At 50.9% G+C, this 19,316-nt stretch carries 11 protein-coding genes; 8 read left to right on the plus strand and 3 right to left on the minus strand.

Annotated features, from left to right (window positions below; all coding sequences use genetic code 11):
- The 5 genes from ACFE8Q_RS18555 to ACFE8Q_RS18575 all read left to right on the plus strand — a co-directional run.
- A partial coding sequence (locus tag ACFE8Q_RS18555; protein WP_375446926.1) for an Eco57I restriction-modification methylase domain-containing protein occupies positions 1–2,858 on the plus strand: 2,858 nt, incomplete at its 5' end.
- A gap of 20 nt (positions 2,859–2,878) precedes the next feature.
- Entirely contained in the window at positions 2,879–3,997 is a 1,119-nt protein-coding gene (locus ACFE8Q_RS18560) for a DUF262 domain-containing protein (RefSeq protein WP_375446927.1), read from the plus strand.
- On the plus strand, positions 3,994–5,085 hold the full coding sequence (locus ACFE8Q_RS18565) for a DUF3696 domain-containing protein (RefSeq protein WP_375446928.1): 1,092 nt from the start codon (positions 3,994–3,996) through the stop codon (positions 5,083–5,085). Before ACFE8Q_RS18560 ends, ACFE8Q_RS18565 begins: the two co-directional genes overlap by 4 nt.
- Before the next feature lie 2 nt (positions 5,086–5,087).
- Entirely contained in the window at positions 5,088–6,053 is a 966-nt protein-coding gene (locus ACFE8Q_RS18570; RefSeq protein WP_375446929.1) for a hypothetical protein, read from the plus strand.
- 554 nt (positions 6,054–6,607) lie between these two features.
- Entirely contained in the window at positions 6,608–9,571 is a 2,964-nt protein-coding gene (locus ACFE8Q_RS18575; RefSeq protein ID WP_375446930.1) for a helicase-related protein, read from the plus strand.
- 29 nt (positions 9,572–9,600) lie between these two features.
- Here the strand turns inward: ACFE8Q_RS18575 and ACFE8Q_RS18580 are convergent, their stop codons facing one another.
- From ACFE8Q_RS18580 to ACFE8Q_RS18590, 3 genes are all read right to left on the minus strand, one after another.
- Positions 9,601–12,108, minus strand: a complete 2,508-nt coding sequence (locus ACFE8Q_RS18580) for a TonB-dependent receptor plug domain-containing protein (RefSeq protein ID WP_375446931.1) — start codon at positions 12,106–12,108, stop codon at positions 9,601–9,603.
- A 100-nt stretch (positions 12,109–12,208) separates the two neighbouring features.
- Positions 12,209–12,523: a hypothetical protein gene (locus tag ACFE8Q_RS18585; RefSeq protein ID WP_375446932.1), complete on the minus strand. Its 315-nt coding sequence runs from the start codon at positions 12,521–12,523 to the stop codon at positions 12,209–12,211.
- A complete protein-coding gene (locus ACFE8Q_RS18590; protein WP_375446933.1) occupies positions 12,498–14,726 on the minus strand; it encodes a TonB-dependent receptor plug domain-containing protein in 2,229 nt (742 codons plus the stop codon). Before ACFE8Q_RS18590 ends, ACFE8Q_RS18585 begins: the two co-directional genes overlap by 26 nt.
- Before the next feature lie 104 nt (positions 14,727–14,830).
- On the opposite strand from ACFE8Q_RS18590, the gene ACFE8Q_RS18595 reads away from it, so the two are divergent.
- The 3 genes from ACFE8Q_RS18595 to thrA all read left to right on the plus strand — a co-directional run bounded on the left by ACFE8Q_RS18595 (position 14,831) and on the right by thrA (position 19,311).
- Positions 14,831–15,481: an oxidoreductase gene (locus tag ACFE8Q_RS18595; protein WP_375446934.1), complete on the plus strand. Its 651-nt coding sequence runs from the start codon at positions 14,831–14,833 to the stop codon at positions 15,479–15,481.
- 275 nt (positions 15,482–15,756) lie between these two features.
- Entirely contained in the window at positions 15,757–16,113 is a 357-nt protein-coding gene (locus ACFE8Q_RS18600; RefSeq protein WP_375446935.1) for a SnoaL-like domain-containing protein, read from the plus strand.
- A gap of 729 nt (positions 16,114–16,842) precedes the next feature.
- On the plus strand, positions 16,843–19,311 hold the full coding sequence (gene thrA / locus ACFE8Q_RS18605) for a bifunctional aspartate kinase/homoserine dehydrogenase I (protein WP_375446936.1): 2,469 nt from the start codon (positions 16,843–16,845) through the stop codon (positions 19,309–19,311).
- The last annotated feature ends 5 nt before the right edge of the window (positions 19,312–19,316 follow it).

Raw genomic sequence — 19,316 nt, forward strand, 5'->3', positions numbered from 1 at the left:
AAGCTACCTCATCTGTACTCATTACCGGGCAACCCATATGGGGAAATGGCGACAAACGGTTTATGCAGACTCTGTTCGATCAGTTTACCCGGCCCGACCATTTTTATAGCCAATGTCTAACCGAACTATTTTTCAACACACTAAATAATCCAGACCGACCTAACGAACAATTCAGCGTGGATGGGGTGCCCCCTTGCCGGGTACCGTACCTGAACGGTGGTCTCTTCGACCCAGACATTCGGCCCGACGGACAACCACTTACCAACCAGATTGATCTGCCCACCGACTATTTTCAGACGCTGCTTCAGTTCTTCGATCAGTACAATTTCACGATTGACGAAAACAGCCCCGGCGACTATGAAGTAGGCATAGACCCCGAAATGCTGGGGCATATCTTCGAGAACCTGCTCGAAGAAAACCGCGAGAAAGGCGCGTTCTATACGCCCAAAGAAATTGTGCAATACATGTGTCAGGAAAGCCTCATTCAGCACCTGACCTATCACCTGATTCGTGACTTGGGAACATCTATGCAATCGGCCGTTCAAGAAGCCATAACCACGCTGGTTCGGGGCGGTAGCCGGGGTGACGAAAAAGATCGGCATAACTTGCTCACCATTCATGCGCCGCGCATTGAAGAACTGCTCGACGACCTGAAAATCTGCGACCCAGCTATTGGTTCCGGCGCGTTCCCGGTGGGCATGTTGCAGGAAATCTTTGCCGCCAAAATGACGCTCGATCTGACCCTGAACCGGGCCGAGGTAAAAAAACGAATCATCGGCGAAAGCATATACGGTGTGGATATGGAACCCGGTGCCGTGGATATTGCCAGACTTCGGTTCTGGCTCTCGCTGGTAGTCGACGAAGACGTACCTCAGCCACTACCCAACCTCGACTACAAGATTATGCAGGGCAACAGCCTGCTTGAGTCTTTTGAGGGCATTAAGCTGGACAAGCTCCTGAAAGACCAGGAAGTGACGTATGTGGTTGAGAATGGGCAGATCGACATTTTTGGCCGTGTTGCCGATCCTCAGATCTCGATGCACTTCTCGAACGAGAAAAAACAGCAACTGCGCGACTTGCTGAAGCTTTACTACGATCCCGAAAAGCTACAGCAATTAGGCAAAAAGAAAGAGCAGGTTAAACAGCAGATCGAAGCGATTGTACACGATCACCTCGACTACAATTTTGACCTGGTCGAGCGGTCGCTGGAACGGCAAATTGGCGATCTGGAATCTGACGTGACCGACATTGAACACGCCATTCGGAATAACCCAAATGAACCCAAAGCCAAACGTACCCAGAAAGAAGACCAGATTGCCCGCAAACAGAAAAGTATAGCCGCCCTGCACAAGCAGTTGGCGACCGTGCGCAGCAGCCAGCAAAAACTAGACGAGCTTGATCCTCACAACAAACCCTATTTCCTCTGGCACCTGTTTTTCCCCGAAGTGTTTGAGAAGCAGGGTTTCGACATCATCATTGCCAACCCGCCCTACCTGCAACTCGCGCGCATACCCGCCGAAGCTATGCAATACCAACGCGAGGGCTACGAGACATTTGAAAAAACCGGCGATATCTACGGCCTGTTCTACGAGCAGGGCGTGCGGCTGTTGCGGCCCGGTGGTATACTCACCTACATCACCTCCAACTCGTGGCTGCAAACACAATACGGCAAACCCCTGCGGCAGTTATTTGTGCAGCAAACCAACCCGCTCGCCCTGCTGAATTTTGCTGATACCCGCCTGTTCGAGACCGCCGTGGTAGAAACCAACATTCTGCTCGCCCGCCGCGACGGAAGCCTGAAACCACCCGGACAGTTTACGCTAGAGGCCGCCACCATTGGCCCCGATTTCGATAAGGAAACCGAAAGCCTCACCAGCTACATTACCCGCACTGCCTTCACCATCGCCGACCTTCCCGCCGAAGGCTGGGCCGTAGGCGACGAACAGGCCAGTGTGCTGAAAAAGCTGATGGAAGAGAATGGGAAGAAGCTGGGTACGTGGCCAAATCCAATTTATCGAGGTGTTACTACAGGATATAATCCTGCATTCATAATTGATGGAAAAACAAGGGATATTCTGGTCAATGAAGATTCTAAAAATGCTGAAATTATTAAACCTACATTACGTGGACGTGACTTACGAAAATACAGCTATACAAGCAGCGATTTCTGGATGATCGTTTCACACAATGGGTTGAAAAACGAAAAACTGCCACGCGTAGATGTATCAAAAGATTATCCATCTCTTTACCAGTTTTTTCAGTCTGAAGAGTTTCAGCCAGCAATCAGAAAACGTTTCGACCAAGGTGACCATTGGACTAATCTCCGAAACTGTGCCTTTTTGCGTGAATTTGAAATGCCTAAGATTATTTGGAGTAAACTGTCAGACAAGGCACAATTCACTTATGATGATGGAGGACATTATGTAATAAATACAATTCTCTTTATGACTGGAGATAAATTAAAATATCTTCTAGCTGTTCTAAACTCAAAAGCAAGCGAATGGCTCTTTAATCAGATTGCTACAACGACAGGAATGGGTACAAATGAGTGGATCAACAATAAAGTAGAGCAGTTACCTGTACCTGAGCCATCGGCGGAAGTAGAAGCGCAGTTGACCGCGTTGGTTGATACGGTGCTGACGTTGAAACGGCAGTCGCCCACGGCCGATACGCTCGCCTACGAAGCTCAGATTGATGCGCTCGTGTTCCGCGCCTACGGCCTCAGCGAAACCGACATGCTCTACGTGCTCGATCAGTTTCCCACCGTCGGCAGCCGCGAGCGCGAGATGATTCAAAACAATTTCCGCAACTTAGCCGGGCCGCGTTCGGAGCGCGGTCATTTTACCTTATTGGCTTAATACAGCCTAACGTACCTGATATGCTACCGCTCTACACTGAAGATCCCGAAAACGTTGAACCTACCGACGAATCGACCGTTGAGGACGATATCAAAGAGCCATTCGACCCCAAAGACATAAATATTACGGTTGAGCCCAAAACGATGGACAACCTCATTCAGCGGCTGAAACACAACGAAATTGATCTCGACCCGGATTTTCAGCGTAAGGGCAATTTGTGGGCTCGCGACGTACAAAGCAGGTTGATTGAGTCACTGATGCTTCGTTTTCCTCTACCTGCCTTTTACTTCGACGCCGAAAGTGAAGATAACTGGCTGGTCGTTGATGGGCTGCAACGGCTCTGGACGCTGAAAAATTTTGTGGTCGACAAAACAGAGAAACGACTACGGCTTCGCGGTCTGGAAATTTTAAAGCAATATGATGGAATGACATTCGATGAGTTGCCTCGGCCTATGCAACGTCGGATCATGGAAACTCAGGTAACAGCCTATATCATCAAACCAGGTACGCCCCGGCCTGTAAAATATAACGTGTTCCGGCGTATAAACACAGGGGGGTTGATGCTTAACCCAATGGAAATTCGCCACGCATTGAATCAGGGACCCGCCGCTGAATTTTTGAAATATGTGTCGGAGAGTGAGACATTCAATGGGTTTATTAAGGCTTCTGACAAACGCATGGCCGACCGAGAATTGGTTCTCAGGTACGTTGCTTTCCGATTGACGCCCTATCCGCAGTTCGAAAAACCCATGAGCTCTTTTCTAGACAAAAACATGGAAAAGCTTGCAAAATTAACGAACGTGGAAAGGAACGGTTTAGCAAACGACCTAGTACAATCGTTGCACATTGGTTTCGAGTGGTTTGGTAGACATCAATTCAGCCGGTCTTACGGGCATCAGAATTCCAAATTACTACTAAATGGAGCTCTTTTTGAAGTATGGACTTCACAGATTGCTCGTCTTAGCAATGATCAAGTAGACATAATTAATCGAAAAATTGAACAATTTCGAGCTGAATACAAAAGCCTATTTAAATCAGAACTTTTCGACAATTCTATAACCAGAGCAACTTCTGATTACAACGCTGTACAAACTCGTTTTGGAGCTATAGAAAGTTTGCTAAAAAAATACAGCCAATGATCACCCGCCTAACCATAGAAAATTTCAAGGCGTTTGAATACGCTGAATTGAACCTCACCGAACTAAACCTGCTGACCGGCGTAAATGGCGTAGGAAAGTCAAGCGTCATTCAGGCCTTGTTGCTACTGCGGCAGTCGAAGCTCATGGAAGGACTATCTTTGAATGGCGATTTAATTAACATTGGGTTGGGTCGAGATGCGTTACATGCCCAAGCGTCAGAACCAATTATTTATTTCAGTCTTTTATTCAATGACGCCTCCATTATTGAACGCAGGTATGATTATGTACAAGATGCTGACTTTTTACCAGTTCAGTTGAAAAACCACCATATGGCGGCGCTACCTAAGCCTTTATTTAGTGATGGTAGATTCCAATATTTAAACGCCGAACGAAAATCGCCAAGCGTCATTTTCCCAACGTCTAATTATCAGGTACAGCAACTACGGTCTGTTGGCAAAAATGGCGAGTTTGCGGTGCATTTCCTGGCTAATTATCAGCGAGAGCCAATCGTGCTGCCATCCGCTCAAATTGCGCCTTCCAACACTTTACTCGATCAGGTCGATGCCTGGTTTCAACGTATTTCGGCCGGTACGCGTCTGACCACCACCTACCGCTCTGATTTGAATGTAGCTACGCTGACCTACCGTTTCGAGGCTGGTGAGAATGTAACGCCCGATTTTACGCCTGTCAACGTTGGTTTTGGGTTTACCTACGTACTGCCCATCATTGTAGCCGTATTGGCCGCCCGCCCCGGCGATTTGCTGCTTATCGAAAACCCTGAATCGCACCTTCATCCGCAGGGACAGGCGCAGCTAGGTACGTTGCTCGCCTGTGCCGCCGCCGATGGCGTTCAGCTCATCGTTGAAACACACAGCGATCACCTGCTCAACGGCATTCGGGTAGCGGTAAAAGAAAAGCAGATAAAACCCGAACAGGTATCGGTGTATTATTTCGAGCGTGACCCCGAGGCCGAAGAACATGTCACGGAGATTGTACAGCCTACGATTGACATCAACGGACGGCTTAGTCAGCAACCGCGTGGCTTTTTCGATGAATACGCCAATCAGTTGGACCGTCTGCTGCACTAACGATGGACTGTATTTTCAATGAACTATCGGCAAACCCAGTCGGTACGATTGCGGAGGCCTGCGAAGTGATGACTCAGTTTGTTCAGTCGGTAGGCGCGGTTCAGCAATTTGGCCTACGCCAGGTACGTATTCCCGAAGAGATAGGCCATAACTTATTCTCGTTATCCCTTGCCCCAGACTATGCAGTAGGCGCGTGGCTGAACGACGAACGGGTTGAGCGCGACCTGAAAGATCGTTTTCGGCTCATCGTAGCAAATCCACCTTTGTTGACTCACGAAGAAGTTGAGGCATCAACCCTGTTCGAGCAGTCGGTGTTTTGTTTAGCTAAACCGGCAGGTACTCCAGAAGCCAAAGGGTTTGGCGTGGCCTACTTGCGTAACAATATGCTGTTAAGCCTACTCACGCACAGCCAATGGAACACACAACAAGTTCAGGGCTGGCATTGGTATTTGGATGAGACCGGTCAGGAGCAGACTGCACAAGTAAACGTCAGGCATTTTGCTACTACAAATCATCTTGAACAACATATTAGCTGGATTCAACAGCAACAGGAAGAGGGATTGCAACGAAGTGGCGAAGTTTGGGATAAGCGGACCGAGTTTTTTACACATTTGGTCTTATGCGGCGATGTGCAAAAACAGTTGAAGAAAGTAGGAATGTCGAACCATCTGGCACAGATTATTGATCGCTTAAGAGCATTAGATGCGTTCGCCTCGAGGTGGAAAACGGGCTCATTCAATGTAGACCAACTGAACGCTGAAACTAATCTTCGTGTCTCTGGAGAGAGCAATTCGACCATGAGCCGTTTTGGTGCTGAACGACGTTTTAAATTACCAGATGGACGACGAGAGGTGTTTGAAAAGCACGTTAAAACCGGCGACCTACGTTTCCACTTTTATACAGATGACAAGGAGCGGAAAGTGTATGTAGGTTACATTGGCCCACATCTTTCAACAGTTACTGGCTAGCGCTAGCCTTAACCAAACTCATTTTACCGACCATTCACCGACGGCAACTTCGGCTAAGTTAAGGGCCTATTATCCATCACGAATATCGAGCCCCCTATTCTATTTTCATCGTACCGTCAACGTACCCAAGCTGGCAGGTTTCGGTAGCACCTTATACGACGAAATGGAAGGTGGTTACGGTACAAATAGTTAGCAAGAGCTGCTGCAAGGCTGAGGCTGATGAGAGCAAACTCTTTCAAACTGAGTTCCCCAATCAGCTTTGGACAAACCTGCATAATACCATCCTCAATCTAAGTACGTTACCCATTTGGTTCGATACTAGCATGGCGGCTATGGTTTTCGGCGGCAAACAGAACAACTCATATTGGGAAAAGATATTTTTCACCGGCTCAACTCCGCAGGGCGTACGTGTGCTTACCGAACCTATAACCATTCTCACTATCGTACGAGAGTAAAATGACCGCCAGCTAAGTAGCCTATATACAACTGTTTGCTACTACGTAACTTGTTAGCCTACAAATGACAGGCAGTCGTTTCGTATTAGTAGGCTATTCATGGATCAACCCAAATCTCGCCTTATTGTAGATCCCGAAACCGGCAAGCCGCTCATTGGCGTAGGAGCCGGTACGGTGGGTACGTTCCTGGCGGCATATTACCCCGAAGCGCAAAAATTGATTCGCATTGCAACCGGCTATTTCCGGCTAGATGGCTACAAATTAGGGCGATCATATCTCAAAGAGGGTCAGAAAATTCAGTACTATATCCTGGTTGGGCCTGAAGAGGGGGGTTACAATCAACTGGCTATTCGCGAGGAAATCGAAGACGAATTAAAAAGCGGTAATGGCGTTTATGCACCCATCGTTAGTGAATTGGTAAGACGTCTTGAAAACGGGGGGTTTATCATTCTCGATTCGCGCGAAATGCAGGTAGATTACCACTGCAAGTTCTACATCTGCGATAACAGCGTATTGGTGCATGGTTCAGGGAACTACACCCGCTATGGGCTGAAATCACAACATGAACAGGCTAGTGCAACCCGTGACCCGAAAGCTATTAGCGAATTTATTGATTGGTTCAAGGAAGCGTCGGCAACGGCTAAAGACATGACGCTCCCGCTGCTTGAGGTATTAAGAGAATGGCTTAAGCTGGCACTTCCATTTCATGCATACCTTAAATTTTTGGCTGCTCTTGACATATTCTTCGATCGCCCCAACGTACCTGACCTTATGTTACCCGTCTACTATCAGCAATGGGTAATTGGCAGAGCTATAGCCCATATCCGGGAACATAAGTCCGCTATCATTCTGGCAGCTACCGGATTGGGGAAAACCATTATGGGCGCCGAATTAGCTTTTTGGTTGAAGGCCCAACAAATTGGCAGCGATATTATTCTCATAGCCCCTTCAGGAGTTCACCAGGATTGGCAAGATCAATTAAAGCCGCGCGGCTTTCACGTAACGCCAATCAGTACAGACCTGCTATTCAAGGAAAAATCAAAGCGCAAATACCACAAGGTGTTTAAATCAGATGCCTTGCTTGAGAAGGCCACAGACCAAACGATTATTCTGATCGATGAAGCCCACGCGTACCGAAATCAGTTGAAAGCGCATTGGCAAAAGCACATCAAACAGCGGAAAGATGCGCGGGGCAGCGTTGCGGTTGATCGGGTACATCCTGTTGTGAATGATCAGAAGGCAACCATTATCTTGTTAACAGCAACTCCATACGGCACGAACCCGAAAAACGCGGAAAGTATGTTGGAGTTTATGCCAACGCCGCCACTCACACCGGATATGAGCAGTTGGACACGCCGAAAAGTACCCTCCCTGGATGAATTCACTCAATTGCCTTTTGTAAGTTCCCTCGGCTTAGGGCAAGTACTACAGATGGCACGGGAGCGGGGCGACGTAGATAATGGACGAGTTTTTGTTCAGTTTGGCAAGCACAAGCGCTATTTACCGGAGACCGTCTATTTACGTCGCATCAGCTACGAATTGCCCTCCTTCGAATTATTACGGGCAGCATTTGACATAGGTTTATTTGCCCAAGAAATTCCAAATTATCCTGACGGCTACATCGATGAAAAAGAGGCTTTCGGCACCCAAATAGTTGATAGTACAAACAGTCAGTTTATTGCCGCCTGGCTAAGTTCATCACGGGCAACTGCCGATTGTATAACGAAAAACCTGTTTACACTAGGTGTGCGCGATGTCCGGGCACAGCAATCGTCACCTGCCCTATTTCCGGGTTATCAACAGACAACTACGGAAAACATGGCGGCCTTCCCAACAGAAGAACAGCAAAAGAAGCTGGGGTACAAGTCAGTTCTAAAAGAGGATTGGTCACGGCGAGAATTACGCTTGCGGTCAGTGCGTGACAAACTACGCGCCTTGACTTACGATGACAAGGCAACTAAGCTACTTGCTCTATTAAAAACACATCTTGTTGAAAAAGACGACAAAGTTCTTGTGTTTGTTGAACGTCATTCAACCGCCTCTTTCTTAGAAGCTTATTTGACTCAGGCTAAAATTGCCAAGTTTCATGTGGGCTGTACCGTTACGCATCAAACTAAAAGCGATGGTTACACTTTGAAGACGCAAGATCGGCGCAATGAACTATTAGACAATTTCTCGCCTAATTCACGAGGAACTGAACCAACCTATCCAGTCAACATCTTAATCTGCACAGACGCAAATGGCATCGGCGTCAACCTTCAAGATGCCAACGTTGTCGTTAATTATGACACGGCAGACAGCGCTGATATTCTATTTCAACGGGCCGGCCGTATTATCCGATTTACGAATGAGCCGCATCGCAAAATTTACCTGTACACGTTCAAACCTGATGTCAGTTACAAAGAGTCCTCAAAAGCCTGCCAGAAAATAGTAACTGTATTCGAGAACATGACCAAGCACCATGGACGCTCGAGAAAAACATTTGGCTTATCCATTTTGCCAGAATCTGATGAAGAAATTATTGACCTGAACGATCCAAAAAAAGAAGCTGATTTCGTCAGCCAATTCAGTTCAGCTCAAGACAGTAGCACATCTGATCCGTTGTTTCGCCACACGGCTATTCTTGACAAAAACCGTACGCTAGCAACATCTATCAGAGATGGCATTTATAGCTCAATGGTTTATCGGGATAAAGCAACCAGAGTTGCGATGTTAATACAGGAAGGCACCAAAGTACATGCTGTCCTATACAATTTAGCTACTAATAGCTTTGAGCACACTACGAATCACCTACCTATCATTGATTTAATTGCTTGCGAACCGTTTACTCAAAATGCGCCGATTACACTTGAAGAGGTGGAAAAAGCCGCCATTAGTGCTTTAAACGAGTGGCGATCACACTATAAAGTAACCGGCGAAGTATCGCTTAACTGCTGCCTTTACCTAATGCCGAAAACACACAGATCATTCATAAAAGAGCTGTTCAGACCTTATATTCACTTTAGAAAGAGGCATCAGCAGACTCGTGCAGATGGGATATCTCCAAAGGAGAATGAACGCTAGCAAACCGCTAGTTGATACTTCAGTCTTCCCTACTCCACCTTCATCGTGCCTTCACCATAGCCGGGCTGGCCGGATTTGGTGGTGCCTTCTACGACAAAACGGAGGGTGGTTTTGGCGTCGGAGGTGAAGAAGGAGGTGGTGGCTTTTCCCGTGGCGTCGGTGCGGAGGCGGGGCACCCACCAGAGCGTGGCCCGGAAGTCGGGGCGAACGCGCTCGTCGGGGGTGGCGGCGTCGAAGCGGGGAGCGTAGAATTGACGTCTCGGGGCGTAACCCACTACCTTCTCGATCAAAATACCGGGCGCAGGTACGTTAGACACATCCTGTTTGGAGGGTCCGCCTCGTTTGGTGATGATGTTGATCACACTGCTCGCTCCCATGATCGATGCTCCGGCTCCTTTCACCACATCGATGTTGGCCACAGTTTGCGGCGATATACTGCCAACGGCCTGAATGTCGGAACGCATGCCATCGATCATGAACAGGGGCGCACTGTTCCGTACTGTGACCGACGGCGTAGGGCCACCGCCGTTCACCTGCACGCCCGCTATCCGGCGAAGCAGGTCGAAGATAGACGATTGCCCCGCCGCCATCATATCGTCGACAACCAGCGTGTTATCCGGCGTACCGTACATCGACCGTTGCTGGGCGTAGGGGTCTGCTTTCTTGGCTTTAACGGTCACCGTCTGCAACTGAATCTCGTTGTTCAGGCTAATCTGACGTTCAATGTCAAGGTACGCTTTCTGGCGTTTCAGCAGTTCGGCCAGTTGCTCATAATCCAGATCGAGCGGGTTCAGGGGCGGCCGAACCAGACGTACCTGAGGCGAGTAGAGCTTATCAAGCACTACATTGAAATTACGGCTGGTGCCCCGCGAAGCCTGAATGAAAACGGTGTTGGTGTCGATCAGTTGCATACCCGACAGGAAGAACCGGCCTTGTGCGTCGGCCGTTACCATTCCCGTTTCGCGGCTACTGTCTTTCCGGCTGCGCATTACCAACAGTTCTACATTGGGAGCGGGCACCCGCGAGGTTGCCTGATAAACTGTTCCGCTGAGGGTCAGGCTTGTATCTACAAAAAAGCGCATGGGCGGATAACTGCTGGCCATCACTTTATCCCAGGTAAACCGCCGCCAACCCTGGGTCATCATCAGCAAGTCGAGCTTGTTGTACCGGTCGGTATTCTTCGGATCGAAATAGTAACCGGGCTGCTCGATATGCCCCGCCAGATCGGAGGTGAGCAGCAGGTACGATACCAGCGACCGACCGTTTGGCCGGATTGTCGGCTGCTGTTTGGTATCGGTTACCGCCAGCGACAGGTCGGCGGCTACGGGGGTGCCCTGGGCATTGGTGGCCGTAACGGTCAGGTCTACGCGCTGGCGAACGCCCACACTGACACGGGCCGATTTAACCGTCAGTTGAATAATCTCGTTATGATCCGAATAGGCCAGTCGTTCGCTAACGGGCTTTCCTTTATCGTCGAAGAGCGTGATATGCACGATTCCCTGCGGGCACTTGTTGCGCGGAATGTTGACCAGAAACCGGGGGCGGTTGGCGGGGGCTTTTGCCGCGTAGACCAGTGCGCCGTTCACCTGCGCTACGATCGACAGCATCGGTTGCGGACCCGTGGGTGCAGTTGCCGAGCCAGAGCCAGGCGCACTCGCCATAGCCGTAGCTTCTGTCGGAATAGGCAGATTATGCATCACAAAAATGCGGATATTCTCTTTGTTGGTCAGGTTATCGACCTGCATGATATAGCCAGTGGCCTGTGGGGCGGGCAAGGGAAATGGCGTGTACGTGTCGCCCGTTTTCATGCGTACGTAGGCGGTGTAGGTCTGGCCTGCTTCGGGCGTCAGCGAGAAAACACCCATGCCCAGATGCTGGCTCTGGAAGCCCGCCACCGTATCTTTTTTGGTGTTCAGGACGTACCCGGCTACATCAATGCCGATACCAGCCGAGTTAATGGCTTTATACGCCATCCGACCGGGCAGACCCACCACCCAATGGCCACTTTCGGGCAAAAACTGTACGTCGGTTTTCGCCGACGCGGTGCCCAACTGAGGAGCAGGAGGCGCGCTGGGTTTCACAACGTTGATGACCTGATTGAAATACCATTCTTCCGAAAAATTGCGCATCCAACTGGTGTAGGCCCGCAGCGTGTAGCGTCCCGTCGACAGCGTATCGGGCAAGATCATATAACCGTCACCATAGCCTCCTTTGGACGGAATGCGGGTATCCAGCACAATTTTTCGGCCGCTGGCACTAACCAGGTCGATCCAGACGGAACCGCTTGTGGAATCGGCCGCCCGGTTTTCGCCGTAGAAGAGGTAGCTTTTCATCCAGATGGTTTCGCCGGGCAGGTAGGCAACGCGGTCTGTATGCAGGTACACTTTCTCGTACGGAAACTGCCCGGTATACCGGGTAAAACTATCCAATATGCGGGTTAACGGATCATCATCGGCGAAACGCAGGGCCGTGAACGCCACAACGGCCACCACAATCAGATAGCTAAAACGGATATAACGGTGGGCAGCAACGCGCATACAAAACAGCTTCTAGGCAGATTAATTGACACGACAAAAATAAGACAATCTGAGCAACCGGCTACGGCGACGATTCCTTAATGAGTAAGCCGAAATACGCCTATTCTACCTTCATCGTCGCTTCTGCATGCCCCGGCCGACCCGAAACGGTAGCGCCGTCCAGCACCATGTGTAACGAGGTTTTAGCATCCGACGTATAGAATGAAACCGTAGCTTTACCCGTAGCGTCGGTCTGGATGCGCGGTGCCCAGAAGAGCGTAGCCCGGTAGTCGGGGCGGGCCTTCTCTTCAGGCGTTGGTTTGTCGTAGCGGGGGGCGTAGAACGTCCGCTTCGGAGCAAAACCGACTACTTTTTCAACCCGAACACCCGGTACCATTTTATTTACGTAGTCATTTGTCTCGCCGCCACGCTTCATGATGACGTTGATACCCCCCCCCGGCACCGCGCGACCCGAGCAATGCCGCACTCGCTCCTTTGATGACATCGATATAGGCCACATCACTGGGCATAATGCTGGAGATCGCCGATTTATCAACAGACATACCATCGATCATGAACATGGGTTCAATCACGCCTGAGAAGTTGGACGCCCCCCGGATTTGCACCGTTGGCTCGAGCCCTCCCCCCGAAACCTGTACGCCAGCAACCCGGCTCCGAAGAATATCAAATATCGTTAAGGCACCGGCTGAGTTCATGTCATCTACTTTAAGGCTTACGTCAGCGTTACTGAATATACCCCGCTGTGTAGCATAAGGATCAACTCGTTTGGCTTTCACCACCACCGTCTGTAGCTGAACCTCCCGGTTGCGCCTGATCTGCGCTTCGATGGCCGCATAGTCGCTCTGGCGTTTCAGGAATTCGGCCAGTTCAGCGTAGGCAATATCGCTTGGCACTAGGGGCGGCCGAACCACCCGAATCTGTGGCGTGAACAGCTTTTCGAGGCTAATCGTAAAGTTTCGGCCACCGCTTGTTTTCTGAGCCTGAACAAACACCGTGGCCGTATCGATGAGGTTTGCATTGTTCAGGAAGAACCGGCCTTTCTCATCAGAACTAAGGGTGTACAGATCCTGCGTCGAATCTTTCCGGTTTACCATGATCGTGAGTGGAATGGCGGGCGCCGGATTCTTCGACGTACCCCGATAAACGGTCCCCGACAGGGTTAAGCCGGGGTCGAAGAGGTAGCGTGTGGGGGGCAGTGAATCCACCAGTACGTTATCCCAGGTGATGCGCCGCCAGCCCTGAGTCATCAGCAGCAGATCGAGCTTGTTCAGTCGATCTTTATTGGCCGGATCGAAGTAGTAACCCGGCTGTTCAACGTACCCAGTCAAGTCAGATGTCAGTAATAGATACGACGGCAGCGATTTCTCGAATAGCTTTGGTTTAGGCTGCTGGGCCAGATCAGTAACCGCCAGCGACAGATCGGCCATAACGGGTTTTCCGTCCAAATCGGTAGCTGTAACGGTAAGGTCTACCCGTTTTCGCGGACCGGCCACAGGCATGGCGGGCGTCACCGTCAGGTTGATCCGCTCCTGCCGATCTGAGTAAACCAGCCGTTCAGAAACAGGTCTCCCGGCGGGATCGAGCAGGGTGATCTGCACAATACCTTCGGGACATTTGGCGCGGGGAATCTGCACCATAAACTGTTTCCGGCTGGCTGGTCCTCGCAGGGCCAGAACGGGTTGTCCGTTCACCTGCGCCAGTACTGTGAGCATACCCGCCGCTGTTCCAGATTCGGGCGTGGTGGCTACCGGTGGCATGTTATTGCTCACAAATACCCGAATATTGTCTTTGTTGCTGAGGTTGTCGATCTGTACCAAATAGCCCATCGACTGCGGGGCAGGCATCGTGTATGAGGTATAGCTGGTTGTACCGGGGGTTCTGACGAACGCCCGATAGGTTTGTCCGGTCTCGGGTGTTAACGGGAACGTACCCATGCCCAGATGCTGGCTCTGAAACCCAACGATGGTGTCCTTTTTGCTATCGAGCACAAAGCCCGACACATCCACGCTTACACCCGTTTGGCTCACTGCTTTAAACGCTACCCGGCTTGTTAATCCAGCAACCAACTGGCCACCTTCAGGCAAAAACTGCACATCAGGTCGCGCTTCGATAGCGGAACCATTACCCACGAGTGAAGCTCCTTTCGTTTCATCGGCCCGCACAATATCGATGGCTTTGTTGAAGTACCAGTCTTCCAAAAAGTTACGCATCCAGCCGGTGTAGGCCCGCAGCGTGTAGCGTCCCGTCGGCAACGAGTCGGGTAATGCCAGATAGCCTTCACCGTAACCTCCTTTTGACTGGAAGCGGGTATCGAGCCGGATTTTCTGTCCGTTGGGACTGACCAGATCAACCAGAACGGCCCCGCTGCTGGAATCGGCACCCCGGCTAGCCCCGTAGAAAAGGTAGCTCTTCATCCATATGGTTTCACCGGGTAGGTACGTTGTACGGTCAGTGTGGAGGTACACTTTCTCGTAGGGGTACTGTTGCTCATACGCCCTGATTCGGGCAAGAACCCGTTCGAGCGGCTCGTCGATCGTGCTACGAAGTGCAGCCAGCAGCGTAACAATTGACAGTAATATTAAAAAACAAAGGACTTTATAAACTGGTCTTTGACGCATAATGGCTGGTTACGTTGTGGGATAGACTTCTTTTCGGCTTTGCCTTAAGGGGTAAATTAGTGAAATACCCCGAATGATTCCAATACTGATTTCATCAAACGCAAATGACTATATCCGGCTTTAAAACGGCATTAATTGTGGGCGCAACCGGTCTGGTAGGCGACATACTGGCGCACCTCCTCGTTGAGTCGCCCGCCTACGATCGGGTTCAGGTGCTTACGCGCAAACCCCTGACCTGGCAACATCCTCGCCTTCAGGAAGTCCCGTTCGACTTTGATCATCCAAACGGGTTGCTTGTCCGCGCCGATGACATCTTCTGCTGCCTGGGCACCACCATAAAGAAGGCCGGTTCAAAAGAGGCGTTTCGCAAAGTCGACTATCAATACCCGCTCGACATTGCCCGCCTGGGGCTGGAAAATGGCGCATCTCAGTTTGCCATCGTCACGGCGATGGGAGCCAACGCATCGTCGACAATCTTTTATAACCAGGTGAAAGGCGACGTAGAGCGCGACCTCGCCGCCCTCAGTTACCCAACCTTACTGATTTTTCGGCCATCGCTATTGCTGGGAAACCGCAGCGAAAAACGCCTGGGCGAACGCATCGGTAGCGGCGTGATGCGGTTGTTTGCCCCGCTGATTCCAGCTAAATACAAAGCTGTAGACGCCGAAAAAGTAGCCAACGCCATGCTGACGACCATGCAACAGCACCACGTCGGCCACCACGTTTTCGAGTCTGATAATCTTCAACGGTACTGAGAAACCAGCTACCGGTACTGGACTGAAGCGACTGAGGAACGCGGCTGATTAGCTGTTGATAAGAAGCACCTTAGTTGGAAGATTTGATTGAGATGCCAACACGGTGATTAGCAGACAATAGCCTGTTTGCCTTATAAACGACGTTAAAAAGGACTGCTGATAGGTAACACATATCTTCCTACCCACTCAACCGATCAGACGCAATTAGTTGTATATGCTTAGTATTTTTTGGTAGTTTCGACCCTGTTTTATCCGTCATTCACAAAAGAACTATCATGACCATTCAGGAAATAGCCAGTCGTTTACACACGCTTTGCAGCCAGGGCAAATTTGAAGACGCCCAGAACGAACTATATGCAGCCGATGCAACCAGTGCTGAACCCGACCGTACACACACGATTCAGACTGTTCATGGACTAGAGGCAATTATAGAAAAGGGAAGGCATTTCCAGAGTATGATCGAAGCCGTGCACGGAGGTTCGACTGGAGACCCCAAAGTATTTGGCAATACCATTTTTATGGAACTGCGTATGGATGTAACCATGAAAGGAATGGGTCGCATGGACATGAATGAGATGTGCAAATACGAAGTAAAAGACGGCAAGATCATCTCTGAAGAATTCTTCTTCTAAGCCAAACGAGCCGGATCAACCAGCCAGGGAGCAGCTCTACTTACGGGTAGAGCTGCTCCTTTTTTTAATTCATTCCCAGATGTCGGCCTGCTTCCGGTAACTATCCATCGCTTGTCTGATAGACTCAGGCAGTTGTACCGTTTACGGAATCAGAAAACAGCCTATACGGGTAAAAGCAACGTACCTGACTCCATTGTTATGCCCGGAATCGTCACGGTCTGGAAGCGAATCAATAAGTAGTGGCCGAATGAACTTACATACCGGATGGACCGCTGGAAAGGCCCCACTCAATGATAATATCTGCTACTAAAGGACTGGAGGAATACCGTCAGATCCATTTGGCCGAAAACAATCCAAGATTATGGCCCGCAATCAATGGCGTTGAAACGCGTACACCGACTGACCGTAAAGTAGACGGAATGGCTGATGTCACGTTGAAAAATGTGTTTTCGCTTTTCAACAGATACCAGCGACCTGTACCAGGTACGTTGTGCACCGTAAACCTGACTAGCGATGCGTGCTAATTCACTGGCGTTGGCCCACTCCAACGGGTTACGGCCTTATATTTGCCGCTACTTCATCGCCAGGAATTTAACGGGTGAAAGACTGAATGCGTGAAAGAGTGCCCCGCCAGCGCACCAATTGACTGTGTAGTTCGCTAACGAAGCGCAACTCGCTCTTTCACGCATTCGCTCATTCAGTCAATCGCACATTCGCTCATTAGTACCCATGCATATCCTTAAATTCGGCGGTACGTCGGTTGGCTCAGTCGAGAGCATCCGGCAGGTTATCCGCATCGTTACCGCCCACCGCCAGCAGGAAACGCCCATTATCGTTGTGCTATCGGCGATGGGCGGCGTCACCAATCAGTTGATCGAAATTGGCCGGATGGCGACCAACGGCCAGATCGATTATATGGAACTGGTGCGGCGCATTGAAGACCGGCATTTCAACGTCGTCAAGGCAATTATTCCGGTTAAAGAGCAAAGCCGGGTCTTCGCGGCCGTGCGCGGAACGATCAACGAACTGGAAGACCTGCTCCGGGGCGTGTCGCTGATCCGTGAACTGACGCCCCGCACGATGGACCTGATCATGAGCTTCGGCGAGCGATTGTCCAACCTGGTCGTGGCCGAATGTACTAAGTCAGGCGGCGTACCCGCTGCCTTCTGCGATGCGCGCGACCTGATTAAAACCGATGCCCAGTTTGGTCATGCCGAAGTGAACTATACGCTCACTAACCCACTAATTCAGGGCTTTTTCGAAGCGCAGTCAGGCATCTCGTCGCCCATTCAGTTCGTGACGGGTTTCATCGGCTCAACCGAAAAAGGAGAAACCACCACGCTGGGCCGGGGCGGCTCCGACTACACAGCCAGCATTCTGGGTGCGGCCCTCAACGCCGAGGTGATCGACATCTGGACCGATGTAGATGGCATGATGACCGCCGACCCGCGCAAGGTGCCCAATGCCTTCAATATTCCAACGATTACCTACGCGGAGGCGATGGAACTGAGCCACTTTGGTGCAAAGGTCATTTACCCGCCTAGCCTGCAACCCGCTTTTGCCCGCAACATTCCGATCCGCGTGCTGAATACGTTCAATTCCGAACACGCAGGTACGTTAGTCAGCCGCACCGCCGATCGCCGGCAGTACACGATTACGGGCATTTCGAGCATCGACGACGTGGCGCTGGTGAACGTGCAGGGCTCGGGGATGATCGGGGTGGCGGGGGTTTCGGCCAAGCTCTTCGGTATTCTGGCCCAGCATAAAATCAGCGTCATTCTGATCTCGCAGGCCTCGTCGGAACACTCGATCTGCTTCGCCATCGACCCGAAAGGGGCCGATCGCGTGAAGCTGATTCTGGACGACGCCTTTGCCGCCGATATTGCCAGCGGCCATGTCGACAACATCAGTATCGAGCGTGATCTGAGCATCATCGCCACCGTGGGCGAAGGCATGCGCAAATCGTCGGGTATTGCGGGGAAACTGTTTTCGGTACTAGGCAAAAACGGTGTAAATATCGTGGCCGTGGCCCAGGGGTCGTCGGAGATCAATATCTCGGTGGTGGTGACGAAAAACAACCTGTCGAAAGCTCTCAACGCACTGCACAACGTGTTTTTCCAGTCAGAAGCCCGCGTGCTGAACGTCTTTCTGGTTGGCACCGGCCTGATCGGTCAAACGCTGCTGCGCCAGATCAACGCCCAGGCTGAATTTTTACGGCAGGAAAAGCTGCTGAAAATATGCGTGGTAGGTTTGTCAAACACCAAAAAAATGGTGCTCAACCCGAACGGACTGGATCTGCACACCTGGAAAGAATTTCAGCAGACGGATGGCGTAACCACTTCGCTACCAGCCTTTTTCGAAAAAATAAAATCATACAACCTGCCCAACTCGGTCTTCATCGATTGCACGTCTGATAAAGACATTGTGCAGCATTACGAGTCGCTGCTCGACGCCAACATTTCAGTGGTGACGCCCAACAAGGTGGCCAACTCCGGCTCGTATGCCGAGTACCGCCGCCTGCAACGCACGGCCCTGAACCGGGGCGTAAAATTCCTGTACGAAACCAACGTAGGGGCCGGTCTGCCCATCATCAACACACTTCAGGGCCTGCTCACCTCGGGCGACCGGTTTCTGAAGATCGAGGCGATTCTGTCAGGTACGTTGTCGTATATCTTCAATTCGTTCAAGCCAGGTACGTCTTTCGTTGACGTGGTGCGCGAAGCCAAAGAAAAAGGCTATACGGAACCCGACCCACGCGACGACCTCAGCGGCCAGGACGTGGCCCGCAAGATCCTGATTCTGGCCCGCGAAGCTGGTTTCCCGCTCGAACCGGACGACGTCACGATCCAGAATATCCTGCCTCCCTCCTGCCTCGACGCGCCGACGATTCCCACCTTCTTCGACGCGCTGAAGGCCGAGAACGATTACTTTGAAAGCATGCTGAATGCGGCCGACATGCGTGGCGAGAAACTACGGATGATTGCTACGTTCGAGAACGGTAAAGCCGTAATTGGGCTGCGCGGCGTTGGACCCGAACATCCGTTTTACCAGCTTACCGGGGCCGACAACATCATTTCGTTTACGACTGAACGCTACAAAGAACGTCCGCTGGTGATCAAAGGCCCCGGTGCCGGTGCTGAGGTAACCGCCTCCGGTGTTTTCGCCGACCTGGTCAGCATCGGGAGCTATCTGGGGTAAGACTA

This window comes from uncultured Fibrella sp. (assembly GCF_964250085.1).
Lineage (GTDB): Bacteria > Bacteroidota > Bacteroidia > Cytophagales > Spirosomataceae > Fibrella.

What these genes read in the sequence shown, in the direction of transcription:
- ACFE8Q_RS18590 (WP_375446933.1), bottom strand. Translation starts at nt 14,726, where the DNA reads ATGCGTCAAAGACCAGTTTATAAAGTCCTTTGTTTTTTAATATTACTG.
- ACFE8Q_RS18580 (WP_375446931.1), bottom strand. Translation starts at nt 12,108, where the DNA reads ATGCGCGTTGCTGCCCACCGTTATATCCGTTTTAGCTATCTGATTGTG.
- ACFE8Q_RS18595 (WP_375446934.1), top strand. Translation starts at nt 14,831, where the DNA reads ATGACTATATCCGGCTTTAAAACGGCATTAATTGTGGGCGCAACCGGT.
- ACFE8Q_RS18570 (WP_375446929.1), top strand. Translation starts at nt 5,088, where the DNA reads ATGGACTGTATTTTCAATGAACTATCGGCAAACCCAGTCGGTACGATT.
- ACFE8Q_RS18565 (WP_375446928.1), top strand. Translation starts at nt 3,994, where the DNA reads ATGATCACCCGCCTAACCATAGAAAATTTCAAGGCGTTTGAATACGCT.
- ACFE8Q_RS18600 (WP_375446935.1), top strand. Translation starts at nt 15,757, where the DNA reads ATGACCATTCAGGAAATAGCCAGTCGTTTACACACGCTTTGCAGCCAG.
- ACFE8Q_RS18585 (WP_375446932.1), bottom strand. Translation starts at nt 12,523, where the DNA reads ATGAAGCGTGGCGGCGAGACAAATGACTACGTAAATAAAATGGTACCG.
- thrA (WP_375446936.1), top strand. Translation starts at nt 16,843, where the DNA reads ATGCATATCCTTAAATTCGGCGGTACGTCGGTTGGCTCAGTCGAGAGC.
- ACFE8Q_RS18575 (WP_375446930.1), top strand. Translation starts at nt 6,608, where the DNA reads ATGGATCAACCCAAATCTCGCCTTATTGTAGATCCCGAAACCGGCAAG.
- ACFE8Q_RS18560 (WP_375446927.1), top strand. Translation starts at nt 2,879, where the DNA reads ATGCTACCGCTCTACACTGAAGATCCCGAAAACGTTGAACCTACCGAC.